A 23,965-nucleotide genomic window follows, 5' to 3' on the forward strand; every position below is an offset into this window, starting at 1 on the left:
GAATCCTGATAAATGAAGTTTAGCCGCAGAGCACTGCAGCACGTACCGGGTCAAGGGCCACCAGCGCCGCCAGCAATGCCTCCATCCTTCGGGCCAGGGTGGGCTTGTCTGCATCGTTGCGTTGAGCTTTCAGACGCAACAGTTTCAGCAGGCGTGCCTTGACCTCGAAGTTCAGCTCGGGCTCCCACTCGGCCAGGGCCTGACGCTGTGCCGTGGCATCCAGCTCGCCCAGCAGATGGATGGCCAGATCGCTCTTGCCATACTGCTCGGCCACCCGCGCCATCAGCAGGCGCAGCAACCAGCGCTGCCGCCCGGTCTGTACGCCGGGACGCGCAGCCAGCCAGGCCAATGCCTGCTCAACGCCATCGCTGTCGGCCTGTGCCAGGGCCTCGCCTTCCAGCGACAGAATCTCGCCATCGGCGCTTGTCGATGCTGTGGTCGGTGCCGGCAGCCACTGTTGGGGGCGATTGCCGCACACGTGCTGGGTGATCCATTCACGGGTGATCTGATCGGCAAAGGGTGTGCCGTCGTTCCAGAACAGCATCTCCAGGCCCGGCAGACGTTCGAGGAACATGCCCAGATCACGCTTGGCAATATCGGCCCAGCTGTCCTGCGGTGCGGGTAGCTTGCTCAGCGCCTGATACAAATACCATTGCAGGTCCAGCCAGAAATGGTTCACACCCTCGGCATAGATCCGCTCGACCTGATCGAGCAATTCAGTCCAGCTCTGTTGCAGGTACAGGCGCTTGAGTTGCGCCCGATAATCGCCACGCGGCGGCGCCAGGCGTGTGTTGCCGCTGGCTTCCTGGAGGGGCGCCTGGTGCACGGTGTCCCAACGCAGGCTCTTCATCAGCCGATGGGCCGCCAGCCAACCCTGGGGCTGCTCGCGCAGATAACCCGCCAGTGCCCGACCGTTGTCCAACAGGTCGCGCCCGGATTTGATGGCCATGACCGTCGGCCCGGCCGTTTGAACGCTGGACTCATGACTGGCACTGTTCTGCGGCACCAGCGCATCCACTCCGCCGGACTGCGTCAGCCGGGCAGACAACGCGTCATACAAGGCACCCAGGGCGGGACGCTGATCGGACGGCCAGGCATCCAGGCCACGCTCCAGCCAGGCCAGCGCCGCCACCGTGCGCTCGGCCTCGCTCTTCACCACCTCTGGGTACAGCGACAGGCTGTCCAGCACCTTGCTGCTGGCCAGCCACTCCAGGGCCATCTTGCGACTGTTGGGCCGCGCGGGCAGCACCTGGCCGGCGTAACGTTCCACCAGCGCAGCCAGCAGACTCAGACCGTCGGCCAGTCCCGCTTCACCGTCCTTTTGCAAACGCGCCCAGAGATAGTAGGTGGCCACACGCAAGTCCTTGCAGGTGTGGATGAGCAGCTTCTGCGCCAACTGGACCACTTGTTCGGCATCCGCCCCGGACAGTTTGTTGACCTCTTCACGCATGCGCTGGAAGTCATCGTCATAACCCGGGTCTTCGCCAACCGGAGAGTCCGCGCGGATGGGCTGCAACCAGGGTTGCCAGCGTTCTGCCTGTACCCTGGCAACGGACAGGGCATCGCGCCCTCCCAGGCAACCGGCGATCAACGTACGCAGGCTCATTTAAAACTCCCGTTGCGTGCATAAGGTGCTGTGGCCGGGCCTTCGGTGAGGAAGATCTGCGGCGGCAGCGTGAAGCCACGCAGCTTGAGCAAGGCCAGCGGCCCCGCATCCAGTTCGGTGCGCAGGTACCAGGTCAGGTCCAGGCCATCGGGGGCCTTGAGCACTACGCGGTAGCGGCTGTCGCCATCGTCCAGCGGCGTGACCTGGGCTTTCTCCAGCAAGCGGATCACCCCCCAGATACCCTGGTAGTCACCGAACAGGCGCTCGCCGGTATGGATGCTGGTCCAGCTCAGGCTCGCGCCCGGGTAGTCGCTGCGTCCCGGCCAGTTGAAGCGCTGCCAGGTTTCCTGCTGGTTGAAGTACTGGTGTTTCTCGCCATTGAGGATGAAGGTGGTCTGCACCACGTCGCGTGCGGGTTTGCCCTGTAATTCGAAATTCATCCCCATGCCGCCATCGGTGTAGAGCACATCGGCCAAATCGCTCAGCTGGTTGATCGCCTTAAGGAATTGCGGATTGAAGCGCAAGCCCTGGCTGTGACCGGAATCGGCCACCCAGCGGTTGCCTTCCTTGCGCAACACCCCGCCCAGCTGACGTTGCAAAAACTGCTCGATGCGCCCGGAGTCGGCCCGGATCATCTGCCCCAGCATGGGCAGCGAGGCGTCGCTGGCCGTGGCCGCAAACGGGTAGCGGCTGGCGAAGGCATTGTCCCAATCGCTGACGATCGCACGCTGCCACTGACTGTTGAGGCTCGCCGCCGAAGGTTGCAGGACCCGTTCCCAGGCCTGGTCCAGCGGCTGTACAAAGAGGGTCTGACCGATCCCGCCCCACTCCGCCCCGAGGCTGGCGGCGATCAGGCTGCCATAGGCCTGGGTGTCGGTCAGGTCGACGCTCTTGCCGCGGAACACCGTCTGCGCCAGGGCCTGGATCATTTCCTGCGGGTCAGGCGCATTGCTCACTTGCTGCAGCTTCAGGCGCACACGCGTCACCCGGGTCAGGAACGCTTGCAGGCTCAGGCTGTCGTTGCTGCTCTTGCCCTCGGCCCCTTTGCCCAACAACGCCAGCAAGGGCCCAAAGGTGGCGTCCAGCGGACTGCTCGGCCCCTGCGCCTGCTGGTCGATCACCGGCACGTTGTCTTGGGCGATCAGCTTTTGCGCGGACTTCATCAGCGTGTCGCTCAGGGCCTGACTGCGGGTGCCCGCCTGGCCCTGGTAGGCCAGGGTGTTCATCAGGGCAATCAGCGGCGACTGGCGAACATCACTCATCAGGGTCAACTGGTCGATGACGTCGCCCAGGCTATCGGCCTGATGCCAGCGCACGCTGTTGAGGAAGTCCAGCCAGGCGCCGCTGTAATCCAGGAAGTAACGTTCAGTGAGGCGCTCCCGCAGTACGTCCGGGGTCAGCTCGGCGTCGATGTCCGCGCGGTTGTCGCTGAGCACCCAGTCGATTTCCTCGCGGCGCGCCTCGGCAATCTCGTCGATGGCCTGGCGCACCTGGCCCTCCCAGGCTTGGCGGGTGAACACACCCGGTACGTCGGCGTCGGCAGAGAACAGCGCCTGGCCATCGGTATCGCCGACCAACTGTTGCAGGCTCAAATCCGGGTACTGGTTGGCCGCCGCGTCAAGGACTTGCTGGTACAAGCTGGACTCGGCATTGCGCTGGCCCAACTGGCCGAGCAGCACCTGACGGGCCTGAGCGACCAGCGACGGGTCGGGCGTGATGCGCCAGGTCGGATGCGCCGTCAGATGCTCGCCATAAAATTGCCAAAGGTTGGGCGCCAGGCCTTGCCAGAGCCCGCTGGACACCCCCGCACGCGCCGGTTCGGCGCTGCCCAGAGCCTTGACCAGAAACGCCGCGTCGGCTTTCTCCGGGCGGGCCATCATCAAGTAGGCCTTGAGTTGATCGTAGGCGCCAGCAGCACGCGTGGCGCGTTCTGGGCTGTCCGGCGGCAGCTTGATCAGCGCGCTGAGTTGCTGTCGCAGGCTGTTCGCTGCCGGGTCACGCACCAGCCGGTTGTTGGCCAGGACATACCCCGGCCACAGCGCATCGAGCAGCGCCTGACTCTGCTCCAGGCCAAAGCGCTGGTACCACGGCACGCCGTGTTCGGCACGGTAATCCAGACGCGCCAGCTCGCGCACCAGCTCGTTCAGCCCCTGCAATTGTTGGGCAGCGGGCGCCGACGGCTGCACGGATACCAGCGCGGTTTGCACCTGGGCGATTTGCGCACGATTGCTCAGGAACGACAGCAACAGCCCCGCCCCCCACAGCGCGGCCAGGCCCAGCATCAGCCAATAACCGACACGCGCCGTACTCCAGCCCAACCGCCGGCCACGGCCGGCCTGGTCACCGAGCACGCCGTGCCAGGCCGGGCTCATCGGCCAAAGATGGTCCGCACAACTGTTGCCTTCCGGCACCGGCAGGCTGAACCACAGCCCGCGCAACGGCACGCCCCGGGCGAAGTCGCCGAGCAACGGCACCAGCGCCTGGCACCAACGGGCAATGCCCTTGACCTGCAACTCGCGGGACAGGCGCAGCAGGAAGTCATGGTCCTGCGCGGCGTGAATCTGCGCCATCCCCTCACGGCGCAAGGGTTCCACCAAACGCTCCAGACAGTTTTCCAGCGACTGCGCGGTGAAGCGTGCGGGCAGCAGGCAACCGACCGGCTGGGCCTTGTATCGGCGTTGCGACCACTTACTGTCACAGACTTGCCACAGGTGCAGCGGTAACTGCCAGCGCAGATAACGGGCCACGCCCTGCAAGTGACGCACACCCGCCCCCATCGCGGCCTGGTCGGCAATCTGCCCCCTGTTCAATGCCCAGACCACGCCGTCCAGCGCACGCCAACGACTCAGCCCGCGCCACTGTTCGAGCGACGCCTCATCCAGCTTGGCCCGCACACTGCCGCCCCAGAGCAGCACCGTGTCCTGCCCTTCCAGCCAGCGCTTTTCGGCCAGGCCAGGGGCAACGGCCTGGATCTGCGCGGGTTCGCCGACGACGAGCAGCAGGCGGATTTTGCGGCGCCAGAAGAGGCCGTAGTGTTCGCGCAGGTGATCACGTAGCTCTGAGAGATTAAAAGCCGGCTGGCGAGGCAAAACCAAACGCCCGTCTGCCTGGGGATAGACCTTATCCGCCTGCCCCGACTCTCGGTGGCTTTGGCGTTTGAGATGCACCAACAAACGTGGTAACAGAGAACCCACCACCGCAATGGCGATGATCAGTAAAAAAGCGAACAGCTTGTGGTGGTTCTCCACTAACCCTATCCGTTCGCCATACTTCCAGATCACCCATCCCAGTGCGCTCATAAGCGTAATGATCCACACCGCTATACCCGCGTGGCGCCATGAATTACTCCAAGCCTTCATGCCAACTCTCCCGTGGTAACAGTGCTGATCCAATGCCGCGATTCTTCTCGGGTCAACACCAACAGAGACCGCCGCTGATGCCGAGCCATTTCCACCCCAAGTGCCGTCACCAGCCAGTGACCGAGCGGCCCAGGTAGCCCGCACAGACTCTCCTGAATCCACTGCTGCTCCACCTTGAGCGACGCGCCATGAGCACCTCCGGCAGCAAAAATTTTGCCGGTCAGCGGCTGCCAATCCGCGCCGTCGGCCAATAAGCCGATCGCTTGGCAAGCGCTTGTCTGGGTTTGCAGGAATAGCGGCAATTCGCTGTTCAGCGTGTCAATGTCCAATGGCATCGGCCGTAACAAGCCCCCTATCACCGGTAGTTCCAAGGCGAACGCCAGGCTGTCCGGGCATAGCAGTAAGGCCGCAAGCCCGTCGGAGTACGCCGCCTCGCCGTGTACTTGCAGCACCAGGATCAGCTCAACGGCTGCGCTGGCCGTCTTCAGCGTTTCGTCGATCCACTGGTACGACAATTCGGCGGCCAGGGTGACCGTCGCTGGCTGCGGTCGGCGCGTCGCGGCGGCCCAGGTCTGCTGCCAGATATCGCGCAAGGCTTCGTATTGCCTGGGGTCGGCATCGCTCAACAGGGTGACACGCAGTTCCTGCCCCCTCGGCAAAGCTTGCAGTGCCGGCGCCAGTGTCGGGAACAACAATTGCAGTCCGGCCTGCGTGCGCTCCTCCTGCGCTGGCAAGGCCGCAATACGCCGTGCCTGCCCTGTACGGGGAGGTAAGCCGGAGAAGCCTTGAGTCAGCACACTGGCGGACACCTGATCCGGCAGCAGCACGCAACTGGCATGCACCGCCAGATAGCGCTGCGCCCAGTCCTGCCAGGATTGCTGCGCACCTTGCGCCTCCTCCTTGAGAAACTGGTGATGGCTCAGAGCCCCCCCGTAGACATAGGCGCGGGCACCGAACGCCAATACCCAGATCAGCAACGGCGCCCCGGACAATGCCCAGACATTCAACGCCTGCAATAGCGGCACACGCTCGGAGGCATACAGCAAGAACAGCAGCGCACAAGCCAGCACCGCCGCACCTGCCGCCAATACCCAGCGACCCAGCATAATGGGCGCTGGAGCTTCCACCACTTCGGGCGCCTGACGATCCCAGCCCATGACTCAATCCACCACGCAATCGGAAGCGCTGGAAATCACCTGGCAGCCGCACTCACTGCGGCAGCCGTTAACCACCAACGCACGGCGATTCTCGGACCAGTCTGCGCAGCCCTCGACAATGGGGTTGACACCATGCCCCGGCAGCGGACAACGGACCTCGTCGCCCACTAAGGCCACTGGCTTGCCATGAACGATCGTCGTGGATGAGGCCGATATTACTTCTCCACCGTGAGTGGTTTTATCACCTAACAAAACAAATCCTTGGGACATTCGAGGTAGTTCCAATAGTTAAGGCTGGATCAATGACTGGCAGTAGCCATCTGTTAATAAAAAAGAAATGAGTTGAGCGGGAAATATGAGGTGGCGGAAAAAGAGCTCCGTATCATTTACGCTCCGCGCTCAAGCGCAGGGCCTGTAACTTTTGAAAATCAGGCCGGTCGCGTCCACGTGGATCAACCGTGCCGTCGGGATAAGTAACCTTTATGCGGCCGGAGAACTTAGAGTCTTCCATAACTTCGGATTTAACCAAGAAGTCGGAGTGCAGAACCGGCTCAAAATGCACCTGCCGCACCTGTGCTCCTCGACGCACCCAATAAATACTATCCCCTTCCGCGAGGTTGATCTGCTTTCCATGGCCCTTAGGAAAAGACTCACTCAGCCAGGGGTAATAGTCACTTTTAATCGTCAAATCACCCTCTACGGTTATGTACGAGTCATCGTGGTTCGCCTTGTCGGAATCGACAATCAACAAAATATCGCCACCCTCTCCGTAAGTAACGTTCTCCCCCAAAATAGAGGGTTCGCTGTAAACGACGCCAAACAGCACATTGCCCAACCGCCACTGACACGCACCGCCGCCATTCATCGGCACGTTGGCTTCATAGATATCCGTTTGCCCCAGACGTATGGGTTGTATATCAATAAGTTGATTCCTATCCAACTCGAAGTGTCCACCGTAGACATCGAGAGCAGGCTGTTTGCAAATCGACGAGTGGTACATTGCTTTCATGGTTCCGGCTTCAAGTTCCTTGGGTACTTTTACCGTCACGGTGATCTGTTCGCTGTCCGGAGGGGGGGCCAGGCTGTAATCCTTGGCGCAACCACTCAGGCTGACAAATAGGGTGATAAATGCGGCGGAAAGCGTCGGTCTCATTTTTTGCTCTCCGCTGCCAGGCGGATGGCCTGCAATTTGCGGAAATCCGGATCCGAGCGACCGTCGGCCACAACGCTACCGTCGGGATAGGTAAACGCAGTGTGGTTGCCTTTTTTCTTCTCCTTCGGCTGCACGGAGTAAACTGCGAATTCGGAATGCAAGACTGGCTCGAAATACACCTGCCGTGCCTGTAATGCCTGATAGCTGAGATAGATATTGCCCTCGCCTGCCAAACTGACACGCTTGCTGTATCCACCCAAAAAGGTCTCTGTTACCCAAGGGTAATATTCCTTTCTGATCGTCAAATCCCCATCAACTTCTATTCCAGTCCCGCCGCGTGGCGAGTTGTTTTGATCAAATACCACCACGACACCGCCTCCTGCACCGTAACTCACGTTCTCGCCAAAGCGAGTGGGGTTACCGTAGGCGACACCAAATATCACATTGCTCAAATGCCACTGACAGGCACCGCCGCCGCTCATTGCCAGGTTGGCCTGGTAGAGGTCGCTCTGCCCCTGACGTTGCAGTTGCACGTCGATGCTGTGATAACCCTCCAGCTCGATGCGTTGGCCGCTGGCCCCATGGGTGATGCGTTTACAGGTAGCCGAGCGATACATCACCTGCAGGGTCTCTGCTACGAGGTCCTTGGGCACTTTCACCGTCACGGTGATCTGTTCGCTGTCGGGAGGGGGGGCCAGGCTGTAATCCTTGGCGCAACCGCTCAGGCTGGCGAACAGAATGAGTAGCGCGAGGGGCAGCTTCTTGATCATGGTCTAGTCCTTGGCGGTGTTAACCGGCTCAACCGTAAGTTTTTGTGTAATAGGCCAGAGGGTCGGCCACGGCGTCGAAGCGCTGTAACGCCTCCGCACCGCCCTCAGCCTGCCAGGTAACGCTTAAGGCCCGGCCCACTAAGTTCTGCAATCCGAGGAAGACCCGATTGCGGGCCAGTTCATCCTCGGGAATGCTCTCGTAATAGTCTTCCATCTGTTGTTCGAATTTTTTCCGTTCCCGCTGCTCCTTCAGCAACGGCTCGCGCGCAGGGTTGATCGACTCCAGCAACTGGTTGTGCATGTAGGGTTGGTATTCCTTCATGACGTGGTTGCCGATGCCAGTCACCCTGCCCGTCTTGGGGTTGCGATAGGGTGGGAAGTATCTGGCCCGGCTCTCGGGGCTCAACGAGGTGGTGAAGTGCTCCTGTGCTTGCTCGGCCTTTTTATCGGCGGCCCGGCTCAGACTGGGCACCAGGTAGAACTTGGCTTTTTCCGGCAGGCGGCTGGCAATGGAGGTGTAGTAAGGTGCGCCGAGCCCTTCCTTGTTGCGATAGGCGGGGTACTGCGAGCCACGCTGTTGCGTGTGCTGTTCGACCTTGAAGAACATGGCGATTTCGCCGTGATGGCAGAAAGGATCGCCGTGTTTGAACAGCGCACTGCCGGTCAACTGAACGGTCGACCAGGTAAAACCCAGGGTGGTGCCCAATGGGCCATACAGGTCGTACAGGTAGTTATCCAGGGCTGCCTCGGGCGGAATGCTGGGGATGAGGTCAGTGTCGTTCACGTGTCGAAAATGCTGCAACTCGCTCAGACACTGCACAGCCTTGAGGCTGAAGGTGCGTGGCATGCCATAGGTGTATAGCAGTGGATTTAGCTCTTTCAGCGAGGCTGCATGGACCAGTCCTAGGGCACCGCCCAGGCTGTGGCCGCAGATGAATAATTCCTTCTCGAACGCCTTTTCAGGAATCGTCTTGCCCAGATCCTTAGCATAAATCCTTCTGGCTAGTTCGAACGAGTCGCGAAAGCCCAGGTGCATACTGCCCTCCGGGGTCAGGTCGGTGCAGGGCACCTTGGGCTCGCACAAGACCTGTACTTCCGGTTTTACCGGGCGAAAGGTCGCATCGGTGCTAAGGTCGGCGAAACCATCCATCTCAGTGCCCCGCCAAGCCACCAGTATCTGGGAGGCACTGATGGCGTAGAACAGTTGGGTATCTCCTTCCGGCGGCTGAGCCTGAGTGGTGTCCAGTGGCTCGACACTTGTATAGCGATCATTGAAGGGCACATCGCTGACCAAGCACGGCCAATCCTTGCCGCTGTCCCATACCCGTGGTGTACGTGACAGGTCCAGGCATTGCTGTTCGAAAAGCTCTTTGACAGATCCACGTTCCTTCTCTGGCAACTTGCTGTACGCCAGAATACTCATCAGCCCCAGGTTGTAGGCGTTGACCAAGCTGTACTCGGACTGGTGGTGCAACACCAGCGACCAGGCACGGAACGGGCAGACTTCCAGCACATGACGGCGACTCAACTGGTCGCCGCTGACGGTGAAACCGCTGAATGTCCGGTCCGGGAAGTGGAAGGCCGGGAGCTGACTCGGGTCTGCCAAGGGGGGGTCGAAATTCGGCTGGTGATCGCACAACTGGCCGATGCGCAGGTAGTGGTAGGCATGACCTGCCGCGAGGGCCCGCTTCTCGATCGGCGAGAAGCCAGCGCTCTGCGGACCATGAAGTGGGGTGCGGTCAGCCACTCCAGGCCGGGGCGGTTCGGGCCGTTCGGCACGCAGGCGACGAGTTTGTAGTTGCTCGGCCAACGGATCGGCCTGCATTAGCAAGGTGATGGGAAGCGGGTGCAGGCCGTCAATGCGGATCACGCCTTGGGCGTCGCTCTGGCCCGTGTACATGGGTGTGCAGGCCGCGTGGGTGGCGTCGTTCACCGCGCGATATGGCATGTTCGCCAAGGGCTCGCCCTGCTCGTCCAGCAACTGAAACTCGATCCAGTGCTGTTTCTGTTTCCCACAAGTAACGTCCTTGCGCGGGTTGAGCGTGTCGGTACGGTGCTGGGTGTCGTTCATATCAGTCCTTTTAATACTGGTGCTTACTGAGCGATTGATACGTCGTTAATTATTTTTTCACGCATTCAGGCAATGCAGCACAGCCGCACATAACCCTACGAGCTATTTGAAAAGCTTAAACACCACGACAACAACAACCAGCCATACAAACCCACAGACCGTAAGCCCCACAGACCACTTCATGCGCTTTTTTATTGACACAGGCAAACAAGCGAGTTCCTCAGGATCAAGCACCCCATCTCGAATATGCTTATTCGGCCAAACTATGACGCCCGACAACATAGAGGTTAAAGCAAGGCGTTCAACGAACGACCCATTGCCCCACCCCCTCCCATAGGACGTTATGATATAGCTATTCCTGAAATTACTTTGCACCACATCCAGATCACGAGATGCAATATAACAACCCACACCCACACCAACAAGCCCAACCAATAAAGGCCCAACTAACAAAAACATCCTAAACAACACCCATAGCATTGAAATATCCAACCCACCCCCTTTTGCAGACAATCCGCACTTCCTAAAAACATTTACAACCGAACAACAACAACAACAACAACAACAACAACCAACAACCAACAACCAACAACCAACAACACTCTCAACATATTAATCCGCTACCTAACTCCCCACTTAGTGAACTCTTCAATCTCATCATCGAAAAAATCCATACCCCTTGATGCAAACCACCCGCCCGCGAATCCACCAGCGAGCATAAATGCAATCGTGCACACTGGGGCCCCCACCCCACAGACTAATGAAACGGTAGCGCCAGCCGCATAAGTCCCCAGAACGCCACCTCCTATCGTGGCTCCCTGCCTGATCGCCTCATTTTTCTTATTCTCCGCATTAGCAATGTCATATGCGGCATATGCGATAGTGACGACTATGAGCACCTTGCCAGTTACCTTTAATGTTTTATTGAGCACATTGTATGTAGCATGTGGTCTCGCCGAAGATTCAATAATCTCATAATGAATAGCGCTTTTTTGCTGAGAGCTCAACTCGCCAAATTTTCTCCCAAACTTTGCAACCGCCTTCTCATCCATCAATTTCTCCAGACTGGAAGAAACCATTTTTTTATTTTCCGCAACGGCCCGCCCATGCACGGACGTCTTCGCCCTGACCTCTGCCATAATCTTGTTTCGCATTTCATAGCAGAACTCCGCTGCTTCTCTCACCGAAACATTGCCAGACTTCACTTGTGCCAGGACTTCAGCCTTAACCCTCTTGACGTTACGATTGTAGTTATCTCGTTGCTCCGCATCACTGATAAAATCTACAGAAAACTTAAGAGCCGCGCCCTCAAAGTCTTCAAGCGCTCGATCTAGAACCGCATCGTCAACTGGATGAATCTCTTGAGCCAAGTAGTACCGATAAAAAGAATCCATAATTTACGCCCCAAGTTCACTTAGCAATTTCTCAGCACCACTGAGCACACTCTCGTGCTTATCTAAGTTCTCCACCTCGAATTTGACGCAAGATTTCCCTGCAAAAGAATAAAAACTCGCTTTGTTCTCGCTATCGAATTCGCCCTGTAGAACGGTTCCATCATCCATGGTGGCGGTGCACTTTATTCCTTGATAATTCAACTCCTGCGGAGCTGAAAAACTGATCCATTTCTCTGACTCCGGAAACTCAATCTTCAAGCCGCCCGGCACCAAGGTATGAACGCTCATGGTCTGGCCATCCTTGTCTGTCACCCCGTTGAACACCTCCCCCTGCTGGGTGGTGATCCGGTAGCGGGTGAACGGCATTGGCGCCTGGGCCTTGTCCTTCAGGGCATAACCGCCGGAATAACCTGCTGGTAATGGTGATACCGGCGTGTCCAGATTGGAGCTGCCAAGTTTTTGCACATGGGCAGCCTTGAGGTAGATGTTGCCAGGTGCCCCCAGTTCGATATCTCCGCCCTTGATACGAATGTAGGCGCCACCACAGTTGAACACCAGCTCTTGAGAGGCGCTGATTTCTACACGGCCTTCGACGCTTTCGATCTTGACATCGGTCTTTGCCAGGGCATGGAGGTTGCTGCCCTGTGCGTGCAATTCGACTTTGCCTTGAGCCGCTTTGAGTTGCAGGTCGGCTCGTTGTGCGAACACACTGACACCGCCCTCGGCGGCTGCGGTGATGTCGTGTCCGGCGCTGATGTCAATGTTGTGCGCGGCCATGATGCCCACGCTCTCCGCTCCAGAAGACAGGCATACGGCTTTAGGACTGAGTATGCCAATACCCGCCGGAGCATGCAGCAGCACACCGGGTTGAACTAATCCTTTGAGCCGTTCGAACAAACCTTGCTGGCTTTCAGTATCACTGGGGTTCACTTGAGCGCTACGGGCCCCTTGGGCCAGAGAGCGAGCCAGCGATAGCGCGCTTTCCAGTTGCTCAATGGCAGCGGTCATATCGAGTTGCTCACCCGTGGCCTTGGCCTGTTCATCGGCACTGATGAACAGCCCCTTGCCGGCACGAATGGCCCCCCAGCCATCGGTGCGCAGTTCAAAACCTTCGCCGCGCTTTTTCTTCTCGGCATTGACCAGGTGACCGAGGTTCAACTGACTCTTGCCACTGTGCTCAGTACTGAGCTTGATGTGTTCCTGTCCCCGCGTGTCGTCCATGCGCAGCTTGTTGTTCGCCGGGGTGCGCAGCACGTTGCGCTTGTAGTTGCGCAGGGTGACGTGGTCCGGGTGCTGGCTGTCGTGCAGGGCGTGGGCGATGTAGGGGCGATCCGGGTCGCCTTGTTCGAAGGCGATGGCCACTTCCGTGCCGGGGATCAGCGGCAGGTGCAGGCCGTGGGTGTCGCCGGCGTAAGGCCGGGCCATACGTAGCCACAGGCTTTCTTCGCCGGCTTTCCAGCTGTCGCGGTCGAACAGGAAATTGACTTTGTAGCGCCCTTCCAGGTCGATGTGACCGTAGGGGTCGTTGGCCTGCGGGCTGGTCACGCGGGCCGGCACGGTGCCGGCGATTTGCGGCTTGTTATGCAGCGGCGGACGGAAACAGACGGTTTCCGAGTAAGGCATGGCCTGGAAGCTGGCTTCGAAACTGCGGTCGCGCGCAGCACGAGTGGTCAGGCCGACAATCACCGCGCCCGGGACGAAGGCTTGTGGCGCGCCGCCGGACACCTTGAGCACCTGACCGGGGGCCAGCATAGCGCTGCTGCTCACGCCGCTGAGCCGGGCCTGCTCATTCAAGTAGCGTTCATGGCGCAGGCGCGCGTAGAAGTAGCCGCTTTCGCTTTGCAGGTCTTCGTCCTGAGCCTGGGCGTCACCCAGCACGGTGTAGGGCTCGGCGTAGTGGTAGGCCTCGCCGTAGGTAGTGCTCGCACCACGGCTCTGGTCGATGTCACCATCGAGGGGGGCGTTGGCCTCCCGGTGATGATAGGCGCGAATATTGACGTTCTGTTCCACCACCAAGTGCTGGGTCTGCAAGCTCCACACGGCGTCCTGCGCGCTGCTGCTCAACCCGGATTGCGGGCGATAAGGCAGCTCGACGTCGAACTGGTAATGACGCTGGTCGTCGTGGAATTCCACGACGTCGATGCTCAGGCGCTCGTCGCTGGTGAAGCGATACCAGATGCCGACCTCGGCCACCAGGCGAGCGATGAAGGCCAGGTCGCTTTCGCCGTATTGCATGACCTGTTCGCGCTTGGGGTATTCGCGTTGCAGGCTGAAGAGGAAGTCCTGGCCTTCGAAGCCGTGGCGGCTGCGCAGGATGCTCTCGACGATGTCCGGCACCGACTGGTGCTGGTAGATGCGGAACTGCTTACCGCGACCGAGCAGCGCCAGGCGCGGTTCCAGGGTGATTTCGTAGTGGGCTTCGTCGCTGGAGCCAGACAGACGCTTGAAGCCAGTGATCACACCATGCAGCGTGCGCAGTGGTTTGATCTCAGGCACGCGCAGGCCCAGCACAGGCAAGGTTTGCGGCGAAGCATGCAGGCTGAAACTGGCGTCCTGGCCGAGCAGCTGTTCGGCGGCAAGGTCGTCCTCGACACAGGTGAACTCCACGGTGTAGGTGAACGGCTGGCTCAGGCGCTCCTCGCTGTGGAAGGCCAGCACGTCGAGCACGGCGTCGACGTTACGGACGCGAAGTTTGTGCCGGCTGTGGTCGAAGAAGGTGCGCAGCTCGTTGAGCATGTTCAGGCCTCCTTGGCGGCGGGTGGCGCCGCATCCTGGGCGTCGGTGAAGCTCAGAGTGATGCCCTCATCGTCGCTGTAGGCGAGGATCACGCCGTGGGTTTTGCGTCGGGCCGCCTGGCGTTGCAGCAGTTGCTGGCTGAGTACCGGCAAAATCTGCTGGTTGAGCAGGCTGTCGATATTGCGCGCACCGGTGTCGGGCAGCAGGCAAGCAGCAACCAAGGAATCGTTGAGGCGTTCGTCGATCTGGCAGGCCAGGCCATAGTGACGTTGCAGGCGCTTGGCGACCTGGGCGAGTTTGATGGCGACGATGCACTTGAGCGCATCGGCTTGCAGCGGGCGGTAGATCAGGGTTTGGAAGCGTGCCAGCAAGGCCGGCTGGAAATGCTCGCGCAGGATCGGCCGCAGCAACTCGTGCAAGGTGCTGTCCGGCGCTTCCGGTTGCTCCTGCAAACAGGCTTGCAGTACGTCGCTGCCAAGGTTGGAAGTCATGAGAATGACGGTGTTGCGAAAGTCGATTTCGCGCCCTTCGCCATCACGCATGAAGCCGCGATCGAAGACCTGGTAAAACAGGTTGAGCACGTCGCGATGGGCTTTTTCCACTTCGTCGAGCAATACAACACTGTAGGGCCGTTGGCGTACCGCTTCGGTGAGCACCCCGCCCTGGCCGTAACCGACGTAGCCGGGGGGCGAGCCTTTGAGTTGGCTGACAGTGTGGGCTTCCTGGTATTCGGAAAGGTTGATCGTGATCAGCGACTTCTCGCCACCGAACAGGCTGTCGGCCAGGGCCAGGGCGGTTTCGGTCTTGCCGACGCCGCTGGTACCCACCAGCAGGAAGACACCCAGTGGCGCCTTTTCTTCCGTGAGCCCGGTTTTGGCCGCACGCAGACGCTGGGCCAATGCGCCGAGCGCAGGGGCCTGGCCAATGACGCGCTCACCCAATTGCTGTTCAAGCGCCAGCAGGTTGGCTTGCTCGTCCTTGAGCAGGCTGCCCAGCGGCACGCCGGTCCAGTCGGCGATCACTTCGGCCACGCTGCGCGCCTCGACATCGAGCGATAGCAACGGTTGGTTGCCTTGGGCCTCGTTCAGTCGTTGTTGCAGCTGCGCGCAAAGGTCCATTTGTGGCGGTTCGGCCTGGCGCGCTCCGAGCAGTTGCTGGGTCAGGTCGAGTTCGTGCCGGTATTGCTGCTCCAGCTCGACTTGCTGGCGATGCAGCTCGGCGTGTTGTGCAGCGATCGTCGCCAGACGCTCGCTGGCGGCGTGGCCGCACAGTTGCGCGTCTTCTTCCAGAGCCTGGCGTTCCAGCTCCAGGGCAACCTGCCGGACCTTGACGCGAACCAGCGCTTGCGGTTCACAGTCGAGGCTCATGCGCACCCGTGCACTGGCGGTGTCGAGCAGGTCGACAGCTTTGTCCGGCAGTTGGCGACCGGTCAGGTAGCGCCGCGACAGGCTGACCGCAGCCTGTACCGCCGCATCCTGGATATGCACGCCATGGTGGCTGGCGTAGCGCGCCTTGAGGCCGCGCAACATGAGGCTGGCGTTGGCGTCGTCCGGCTCGTCAACCTTGACCATCTGAAAGCGCCGCTCCAAGGCTGCATCGCGCTCGAAGTATTGCTTGTATTCGCTCCAGGTGGTGGCGGCGATGGTGCGCAACTCGCCGCGGGCCAGGGCAGGCTTTAGCAGATTCGCCGCATCGGCACCACCCGCCTGGTTGCCGGCGCCAATCAGAGTATGGGCTTCATCGATAAACAGCAGCACCGGGGTTTCGGATTGCTGCACGGCGTCGATGACGTTTTTCAGGCGTTGTTCGAATTCGCCCTTGACGCCCGCGCCCGCCTGCAACAGTCCCAGGTCGAGGATGCGCACGCTGACCGACTTGAGACTGTCGGGAACATTACCCTGGGCGATACGCAACGCCAGGCCCTCGACCAGGGCGGTTTTGCCGACCCCGGGCTCGCCGACCAGGATCGGGTTGTTCTTGCGTCGACGGCTAAGAATGTCGATGACCTGACGGATTTCATCGTCGCGGCCGAACACGGGATCGATCCGCCCTTCCCCAGCCTTGGCGGTGACGTCGTGGGTAAATTTGTCCAGCACGGCCTGCGAGGCATCGTGCCTGACGGCGCTGGACGGGGTCACCAGGCCTGAAGGCGTTGGCACTTGGGCCAGGGCCGTTTGCTGCTGCACCTGTGGGCGTTCTTCGGAGTATTGATCCAGCAATGCAAACAAACGCTGCAACTGAACATCGCTGAGGCTCAGCAACGGCCAAGCGGCCTCGCACGCCAGCAGGCTGGGAGTGTCCATCAACGCGCCGAGCAGGTGTGCTGAACGCAGGTGATCATTGTTGTCGTCCAGCGATGCACGCAACCAGGCGTCCTTGATCAGTTGCTGCAACTTGTCACACAACTGCGGCTTGCTCTGCACACTGCGCGGCAGGGTCTCGAGATGATCGAGCAGCCCGCGCCAGATAGCGTCCATATCCCAGTCGTAGCGGCGAGCGATGAGGGTCAGGTCGCCCTCACCTTGCTCCAGCAACTTGAGCAGCCAGTGCTCGATGCTGATGTATGAATGGGCACGGCTTTGACACAGCGAAGCCGCCGCACTCAGCGCCTGGGCACAGTAGGGATTGAGACGGCGAAGCAAACGGGAGGAGTTGTGTGCCATGCGGGGTACTTCCCTGTTCTGGGTTCTGGCGAATGGTCGATGAAGAAAACGGCAGGCTTGAGGCTCGATGTGATTGGCTGAACGCCCGCGAACAGACGCTCAACCCAGCACACCGGGGACCAACAGACGGGGCTCCGTCTGCCGGTCCTTTCGTGTCAAGCGCTCTGACGTTCATTCCAGGAGTCGGAGTGGATGATGTTGCCGTCCTTGTAGGTCCAGGTGACCTTCTCGTAGCGCAGCTCAACCTGTTCCAGATGGTTGTGCTTTTCCTTGGTCGGGTCTTTGACGTCGTGCATTTTCGGCGCGACTTTCACTACTTTTACGTTTTCCAACTTGGTGATGAAGTACTCGACTTCTTGGCCCGCGTCGTCGATGCGGTACCACTTGAACTCGGCGCTCTTGAGGGTCTGCCCGGTGGTCACCGCCTTGTACAGATAGGGGCTGGAGGCATCGATTTCCTTGGTAAACAGGAACGGGGTATGAACCCGAGTGCCGGTCAGCTTGCCGGTGTTGTTGTCGGTGGGGATGTATAGGCTGTGGTCCTGGGCGACCACCTCGATGCTACCTTCGCGTTTTTGTACGTCGACTGAACCTTTAATGTCCGCGCCGCCATCATCTTGCAGCCACAGGTAAACGGGAATTGCCATGTGAAGCTCCTTTTCTCAGAAAATAAACGCCGCGGGTGCGACAGGGGGTTGCCTGTCCAGCACCACCGTGGGGAACACACAGGCCCCCACTTCAGGTACCAGACGGATATCGACACGACGATTCATTGCTCGCCCGACCTCGGTGTCATTGCTGGCGATCGGCTGGCTGGCACCGAAGCCCTGCACCGCAAAACAACTTTCGGGGATATCGCCCATGCGTTGCATCCAGTCATGCACCGCCGCTGCCCGGGCACGGGACAACTGCAGGTTCTGCTCGGCATTGCCCGTGGCATCGGTATGCCCGGCGATGACGATCAGCCAGCCCGGCTGGGCCTTGATGTCGACCAGGGCATTGATCAACACCTTGGTCGAGTCAGGCTTGAGATGGGCACTCCCGGTACTGAACAGCGACAGGCTGTCCAGGCGCACCGGCTTTGGAATCTGCACCGGTATCGGGGCCGACGGCTCACGGTGACCGGCAATTGTCGCCAACAGCGGCGCCCGCAGGCGCTCGCCGCGATACAGGCCCAAGCCCAGCGCAAGCGGTTCGCCCTGTCGGTAGTAACTGTCCAGGCGCCCGGCGTCTTGGCGCAGTACCGTCACGGCCTCTTGGCGCAAGGCGAACTCGGGCTGGTCACGACGTTCCGGCACGGCAATGGACAGATAGCGGCGCAGGTCATCACTGACCTGGCGCACCAACAGGGTGTTCTGCCAGGCCGAGCTGGCCAAGGCGACCAGGCCAGCAAGCGCGAACAACCACAGCGCGACCACGCTCGCGCGATGTACCGCGGAGCTCTGGGTGTGGGTCGGGAGCAGGTTTAGCAAGGGATCAGGAAACGGCAACGTCGTGTCAGCCCCGGGTGGAGCCTGCCGAGTGTCAACCAGTGCGATCTTGTTTCGCAGCCATTGTTGCCACAGGTTGCCTTTCACCCTCAGGGGCAGTGCCGGTACCAGGGTAATGGCGCAGGCCACCGCCAGGCCGACAGGACTGCGGGCTTCACGGTTCGCGAAATGCGGGAGTACCGTTGCCTTCAGCCAGGCCGCCACGCTGTTGAGTTTTACGCTCGTGTGCAACCGTTCGGCATGCGCTGTGCCATTTGCGCCCTGCCGCTGCCAATCGACCAGACTGACGCACGCACCGGCCTGACGCACGCAGGGGCTGGTCTGGCCAGACTCCCAACTGAACCAGGGCCCAACGCCTTGCGAGGCTTGCTGGTAGCTCACCAGCAACAGCGGCAGCGCTATGCCGCCCCTGCGGATCAGCGCTACTTGATGGCTGAAGGCACGCACCTGGCCAGCCAGTACTGCGTCGTCGGTATGCTCTCCAGGATTGACAACGAACATGACGCTGAGCTGCGCGCTCCAGTCTGGGCGCATGGCTATCAGGCTGGCACTCACCGCCGATAACTGATCCAGGCCAGGCACCCGCACATAACAACCTTGTTGTGTCTGGCGCAGGGCCAGTTGTTCAGCGGTAATCGCGCCGAAAAGACCGACCAGGCCATCGCCACAGACCAATACCACCGGCTGGCGATAAGCCGCAGGCGGCAATGCCGTATTGTCGGCCAAGACCACGGACTCGCACTGACGCGACACATGTCGCCCCGCCCGGACCCAGGCCACGGCGACGAAGACCACAACGATCAGAACAGCCACCGCCCGTATCCAGGTGGCGAGCGGAATGACAGCAAGCAGCGCCAGAACAAGTGCGCCGGCCCACAGCCAAAGACTTCGTGTCAACTTGAGCGTCATCGGCTGGCCCTCACGACTGACCAGGCAAGAGCGTGGCGATCAGACCCGCCAGCACATGGTCCAGCCCCCACCACGCACCGATGAGCAACAAGCCCACCGCCAGGATATGGGCCAACGGTGATTGCAACCAACGCAGGGGGGTCGCTCGGTGGCGGGCGTCTACTTGTGTGGTTAACGTCTGACTGAGTTCCAGGGGTTCGACCTGCGCGCTCAGGGCGGCCAGCAGTTGTTCACGCGCGGGGTCGTTCACATTGGCGTAACGGCCCCGGAAGCCAAGCATCAGCACCCGATGGAATGCCGTCAGCACCTGGAGATCAGGCGCTGGCTCGCGCAGTACTTCGCGCATGTCTTCATACAGGAACTCACCGGCCTGGTGCCCACCGAAGAACTTGGCTTGCAGGGGCTCGCTTGCCCAGGCGGCGTGGGCGTCACCTTTGGCACAGCTGAGCACGGTTTCATCCAGCAAAGCGCATTGAGCGTGACTGATGTAATTGATGCTGCGCTGGCTCAGGCCGGCACGCTTGAGTTGCTGACTGACGTGCTCGATCTGCTTCGAGCAAAACTTCCACAGGACCTGGCTATTCTGCGCCGAGCCTCCCTGGCGCAGCTCAATGACCAGTAGGTAGCTAACCTGCAGTAGCGAGTCGATATCCACCCCGGTTGCGGTCTGTTTTTTGGTCGCGGTCAGGTTCATGCGCGCAGTACCGCGAACAGTTCCAGCTTCACGTCGGCCAACGTGCTCGGTACGTAGAGGGCACAGACGCCTTCAGCCAGCATGGCCTGTCCCTTGGCATGACTGAGGTCGAGCGCGAAGTACTGATTCTCCAGCCGTAGCGGAATAGCCGCCGGCACATGGCTGAGCGATTGCAATGGAACACCGTCAAGCGCGGCGTTGACCAGGTGATCGACATCATCGGGTGTACCGACTTTGCACAGGCGTGGGAACTGGCTCTGCAACTGTGCTGCCGGCATGCGACAACGCACCGACAAATAGAAATCGGCTCCGTCACGCTCACGCAGGCGAGCATCGTTGAGGGTCACCTGCCAACGATTGGCACCAATCTCCTCCAGCACCAGGGCAATGACCCGCGAAGGCAGGCTGGCCTCCAGCAAAGTGGAGATGGTGCGCATCAGCGGCGCGAACACGGTCTCCAGCTGCTCGTGCCGGTAGGCCGGGATCTTGTCGATATCATGTTCCAAGGAAAAAGTCAGCAGGCTGCCGGCCAGCTTGACCAACTCCAGGTAGACCTGCTCGGGGTGCCGCGCAGGATGGGCCTTGAGGTCAGCCAATACCGGTTGGTAGGTGTTCAACGCATTGAGCAGCCAGAACAACGACACATCGGCCACGGCGAAATCCGCCATACGCTGGTTGCTCTCGCGACGCATACCCATCAGCCGCTGACGCTTGGCGGATAACTGGGTCAACAGATTATCCAGTTGTGTCAGCAGCCCTGGATGAGCGGCGAAAGTGAGCAGCGGTGGTACATAGGCAGGATCGAGGCTCCAGCCCCCCTGCCCATCGCGCACCAGACGCGCGACCGGGCAGGTCAGGTAATCGGCGTTCTCGTCGCCATCCAGGCGCAGGCTCAACACGTGCTCCAGCACGCCAATCGATTGCACCTCGTCTGCGTAGATATCCTGTACCTGACGCCAATCCTGGCGATAGCGTGTCGGCCGATCGGCCCTGCCCCCCTCGAACAGACAGTTGTTGCCGTTGGCCTGCTCCAGTGGCAATGCCAGCAGCACGGTAGCTGCTTGGGTGTCATCGGACAGCTGCCTGGCCAAATCCAGGGCCGGGGGCAACCGATCAACCTGATCCGTATCGATCAAAGTCCCATCGGGCATACGCACGCGCATTTGTGCGGCCTTGAGCTTACCCAGGCGCAGGGCATCCAGATCAAATACCACCGCCTGGACACCCCAGGGATGAACCAATGACAGATGAGCCAGACGCTCATTGGCCCAGGCTTCCCAGCTTGCCTGCTGCTGGAATTGCTGTGGGGATAGCAAAGCCCCCGAGGCCCACAGGGGGCGGTCGATCTTCATGACGTCGTTTCCCTACGAATGAATCAGGTTTTCGCCTTCGGCATTTGCGAAACCAGCGACAGATTTACGTCCATGCCTTCCACTTGGAAGTGCGGCACGGCGTACAACTTGACGCGGAAGAAGCCCGGGTTGTCCTCGATGTCTTCTACGGTGACCTTGGCATCGCGCAACGGGTGTGAAGCCTGCAAGTCGTCGCCCGGATCTGTCATTTCGGTCACCAGCCCACCGACCCACTTGTTCAACTCCAACTCCAGCAAGCGACGGTCCTTGGTCGTACCGATGTTCTCGCGCTGGATCAGCTTCAGATAATGGGCGATGCGTGACAGCAAGAAGATGTATGGCAAGCGAGCATTGATCCGGCTGTTGGCGGTGGCATCGGCCGTGTCATACAACGCCGCCTTCTGCGTAGAGTTAGCCGAAAAGAAACAGGCGTAGTCTCGGTTTTTGTAATACGACAGCGGGATGAAGCCCAGATTGGCGAATTCGAATTCACGGGTCTCGGGAATCATGACTTCGGAGGGAATCTTCACCTGGTTGCCGGTGCCCAGATCGTACAAATGAATTGGCAACTCGGTGACAGCACCGCCCGATTGTGGTCCGCGAATCTGCACGCACCAGCCGTTAGTGATGAAGCTCTTGACCATGTTTGCAGCGAAGGCAAACGAGGCGTTGGTCCATAGATACCTGTCGTGATCAGGCCCCTTGACGCTTTCGATGTAGTTGAAACTGCGCACCGGAATGGTGTCCGGGCCATAGGGCAGACGACCCAGCACGCGCGGCATGGTCAGACCGATGTAACGGGCATCGTCACTGTCGCGGAACGACTTCCATTTGATGTATTCAGCGCGGTCGAAGTAGTTGCCAATGTCCTTGATGGCCGCCACCTCCTCCATCGACTCCTTGCCAAAGAAGGCCGGGCCGACGGAGCCAATGAAGGGCATGTGCGCTGCCGCCGCAACTTTGGAAATACTGCGCAACAGGGCAATATCCTGCGGATTGCGATCGAACTCATAGTTGGAAATCGCCGCGGCAATCGGTTCGCCACCCGGCGTGTCGTATTCCTGGGTATAGGTATGCAGGTACAGGCCGCTCTGGGCGATCTCCGGCACATCTTCGAAATCTTGTATCAAGTGATCCTTACTGATATCCAACAATTCGATACGCACGTTCTGGCGGAAATCGGTCTGATCGATCAGCGATTTAACGCCGCGCCAGGTCGACTCAACCCGCTGAAAATCAGGGTGGTGCATTACCGCATCGAGTTGGCGGCTTATCTGCGCATCCAATGACGCAATGTGCTCATCCAGCAATGTTTTATCCAGACGCTGTACTTTCTGGGACGACTGCTTGAGCAGCTTCAAGAAAACGCTGACAGCGGCAGTTACCCGCTCATCAACGGATGCCTCGGACAGTGCTTCAGCGTTCTGAAAAGCTTCGATACCGCCCAACTCTGCAACCGGGCTGAGGTTGATCTTGGCGAACAAGGCACCATATACGCCTTGATTTTCTTCAGTCAGCACCGCAGTGCCGTACGGTTGTGCGGATGAATGTTCTGTGGACATGGTGAAACTTCCTTTGAAACGAGCCGAAGGGAATCAACGTTCTTCTTGGGGAGCCAGAGCGGCCAGTTCGGCTCGCAGTTCATCACTGAGCGCATCATCCTTTAGGATGCGTTCCAACTCGTGACGGAAGGTCACGTTGTCCAGCAGGTTCGACTTGAGGTCACGCAACAGATTGCGCATGGCCAGCAGGGCCCGTAATTGCGGTATTTGCCGCGCCACCTGCTCCGGCTCGAAGTCCTTCATGTTATGGAAGCTCAACTCGACAGGAGTATCGGCGCAGTCATTGACCAACGTATTTTCTACTGCCAGTTTCAGGGCTGGCGAAAACTCGGCCAACACGCTATCGAAGTTGTTCTTATTAATATCGACCTTGCTTCTTTCAGACAACGGACGCATCTCTTTTCCGTTACTGTAATCCCCCATGACCATCAATTTCAGTGGTAACTCGACTTTTTTCTGCGCGCCGCCGGTATGCAAATCAAGCTTGATATTTACCCGAGCTTTGGGCACTTCATTTTGAAAACTATTTGAAGCCATAAATCCTCCAGTTACCGTTTGCAATGGCCGACGCCATCACGAAAATCAAGCAAGACTGGAATTCACACCCTTAGCCGACCAAGTTGCCAGCCACAGCATATAAATTCCTTGTAAGCCACACTGACAAATCACCTGCGGCATATACAACGCCGCATCTGCAACACATAAACATCTAGGTCGACCACCCCATCCATGGAGTACTAAAGGAAACCCCCTACACCAGTAAGGAATCAAAAACACGGGGTAGTGGATGAAGCCTATTGCATGTACACATGCGGCGTCTCGGAAGCAATTCTGAACAAATAACAAGCACGTCACCCATGCCACCTGCCGACGCCTGATGCACCAGGCATCCCAAGTAGTGGCTGGCCTGCAACTGTTTTACTCTGCTGGTTTGAATACTCTTTAACGTCGTATCCAGATTGATATTTTTCCGGCAGCGGCGGCAGTCGCAGTTCGATGGTCCGTACCTCCGCGTGCAGCAACGCAAACGACAAACCCGGCTGGCATCA

16 protein-coding genes are annotated in these 23,965 nt (G+C 59.6%); all 16 read right to left on the reverse strand.

Going from position 1 to position 23,965, the window contains the following annotated elements:
• Positions 1-19: 19 nt before the first annotated feature.
• Positions 20-1,606 carry a type VI secretion system protein TssA gene (tssA, locus tag J3D54_RS26075; protein WP_253424604.1) on the reverse strand — a complete coding sequence of 529 codons (1,587 nt, stop codon included), beginning with the start codon at positions 1,604-1,606 and terminating at the stop codon, positions 20-22.
• Positions 1,603-4,905, reverse strand: a complete 3,303-nt coding sequence (locus tag J3D54_RS26080) for an ImcF-related family protein (protein WP_253424609.1) — start codon at positions 4,903-4,905, stop codon at positions 1,603-1,605. The genes tssA and J3D54_RS26080 overlap by 4 nt, the downstream gene beginning before the upstream one ends.
• Before the next feature lie 56 nt (positions 4,906-4,961).
• Positions 4,962-6,122: a hypothetical protein gene (locus J3D54_RS26085; RefSeq protein WP_253424613.1), complete on the reverse strand. Its 1,161-nt coding sequence runs from the start codon at positions 6,120-6,122 to the stop codon at positions 4,962-4,964.
• A 3-nt stretch (positions 6,123-6,125) separates the two neighbouring features.
• Positions 6,126-6,392: a PAAR domain-containing protein gene (locus J3D54_RS26090; protein WP_253424616.1), complete on the reverse strand. Its 267-nt coding sequence runs from the start codon at positions 6,390-6,392 to the stop codon at positions 6,126-6,128.
• 112 nt (positions 6,393-6,504) lie between these two features.
• A complete protein-coding gene (locus J3D54_RS26095; protein ID WP_253424618.1) occupies positions 6,505-7,275 on the reverse strand; it encodes a hypothetical protein in 771 nt (256 codons plus the stop codon).
• On the reverse strand, positions 7,272-8,045 hold the full coding sequence (locus J3D54_RS26100; RefSeq protein WP_253424620.1) for a hypothetical protein: 774 nt from the start codon (positions 8,043-8,045) through the stop codon (positions 7,272-7,274). Before J3D54_RS26100 ends, J3D54_RS26095 begins: the two co-directional genes overlap by 4 nt.
• A gap of 28 nt (positions 8,046-8,073) precedes the next feature.
• On the reverse strand, positions 8,074-10,116 hold the full coding sequence (locus tag J3D54_RS26105; protein ID WP_253424622.1) for a lipase family protein: 2,043 nt from the start codon (positions 10,114-10,116) through the stop codon (positions 8,074-8,076).
• A 620-nt stretch (positions 10,117-10,736) separates the two neighbouring features.
• Entirely contained in the window at positions 10,737-11,510 is a 774-nt protein-coding gene (locus J3D54_RS26110) for a hypothetical protein (protein WP_253424624.1), read from the reverse strand.
• Positions 11,511-11,513: 3 nt separating this feature from the next.
• A complete protein-coding gene (locus tag J3D54_RS26115; protein ID WP_253424627.1) occupies positions 11,514-14,246 on the reverse strand; it encodes a type VI secretion system Vgr family protein in 2,733 nt (910 codons plus the stop codon).
• Between the two features lie 2 nt (positions 14,247-14,248).
• Entirely contained in the window at positions 14,249-16,909 is a 2,661-nt protein-coding gene (gene tssH / locus J3D54_RS26120; RefSeq protein ID WP_253424630.1) for a type VI secretion system ATPase TssH, read from the reverse strand.
• A gap of 155 nt (positions 16,910-17,064) precedes the next feature.
• On the reverse strand, positions 17,065-17,556 hold the full coding sequence (locus tag J3D54_RS26125) for an Hcp family type VI secretion system effector (protein ID WP_253424633.1): 492 nt from the start codon (positions 17,554-17,556) through the stop codon (positions 17,065-17,067).
• Between the two features lie 15 nt (positions 17,557-17,571).
• Entirely contained in the window at positions 17,572-19,308 is a 1,737-nt protein-coding gene (locus tag J3D54_RS26130; RefSeq protein WP_253424636.1) for an OmpA family protein, read from the reverse strand.
• 10 nt (positions 19,309-19,318) lie between these two features.
• Entirely contained in the window at positions 19,319-20,002 is a 684-nt protein-coding gene (gene tssL / locus J3D54_RS26135; protein WP_253424639.1) for a type VI secretion system protein TssL, short form, read from the reverse strand.
• Positions 19,999-21,354 (reverse strand): type VI secretion system baseplate subunit TssK, encoded by a 1,356-nt coding sequence (tssK, locus tag J3D54_RS26140; RefSeq protein ID WP_253424642.1) that lies wholly within the window; start codon positions 21,352-21,354, stop codon positions 19,999-20,001. The genes tssL and tssK overlap by 4 nt, the downstream gene beginning before the upstream one ends.
• Before the next feature lie 23 nt (positions 21,355-21,377).
• Positions 21,378-22,916: a type VI secretion system contractile sheath large subunit gene (tssC, locus tag J3D54_RS26145; protein ID WP_253424646.1), complete on the reverse strand. Its 1,539-nt coding sequence runs from the start codon at positions 22,914-22,916 to the stop codon at positions 21,378-21,380.
• 33 nt (positions 22,917-22,949) lie between these two features.
• Complete coding sequence (gene tssB, locus J3D54_RS26150) at positions 22,950-23,453, reverse strand: type VI secretion system contractile sheath small subunit (protein WP_253424649.1); 504 nt, start codon at positions 23,451-23,453, stop codon at positions 22,950-22,952.
• Positions 23,454-23,965 lie beyond the last annotated feature (512 nt).

This window comes from Pseudomonas sp. GGS8, assembly GCF_024168645.1.
Taxonomy (GTDB): Bacteria; Pseudomonadota; Gammaproteobacteria; order Pseudomonadales; family Pseudomonadaceae; genus Aquipseudomonas.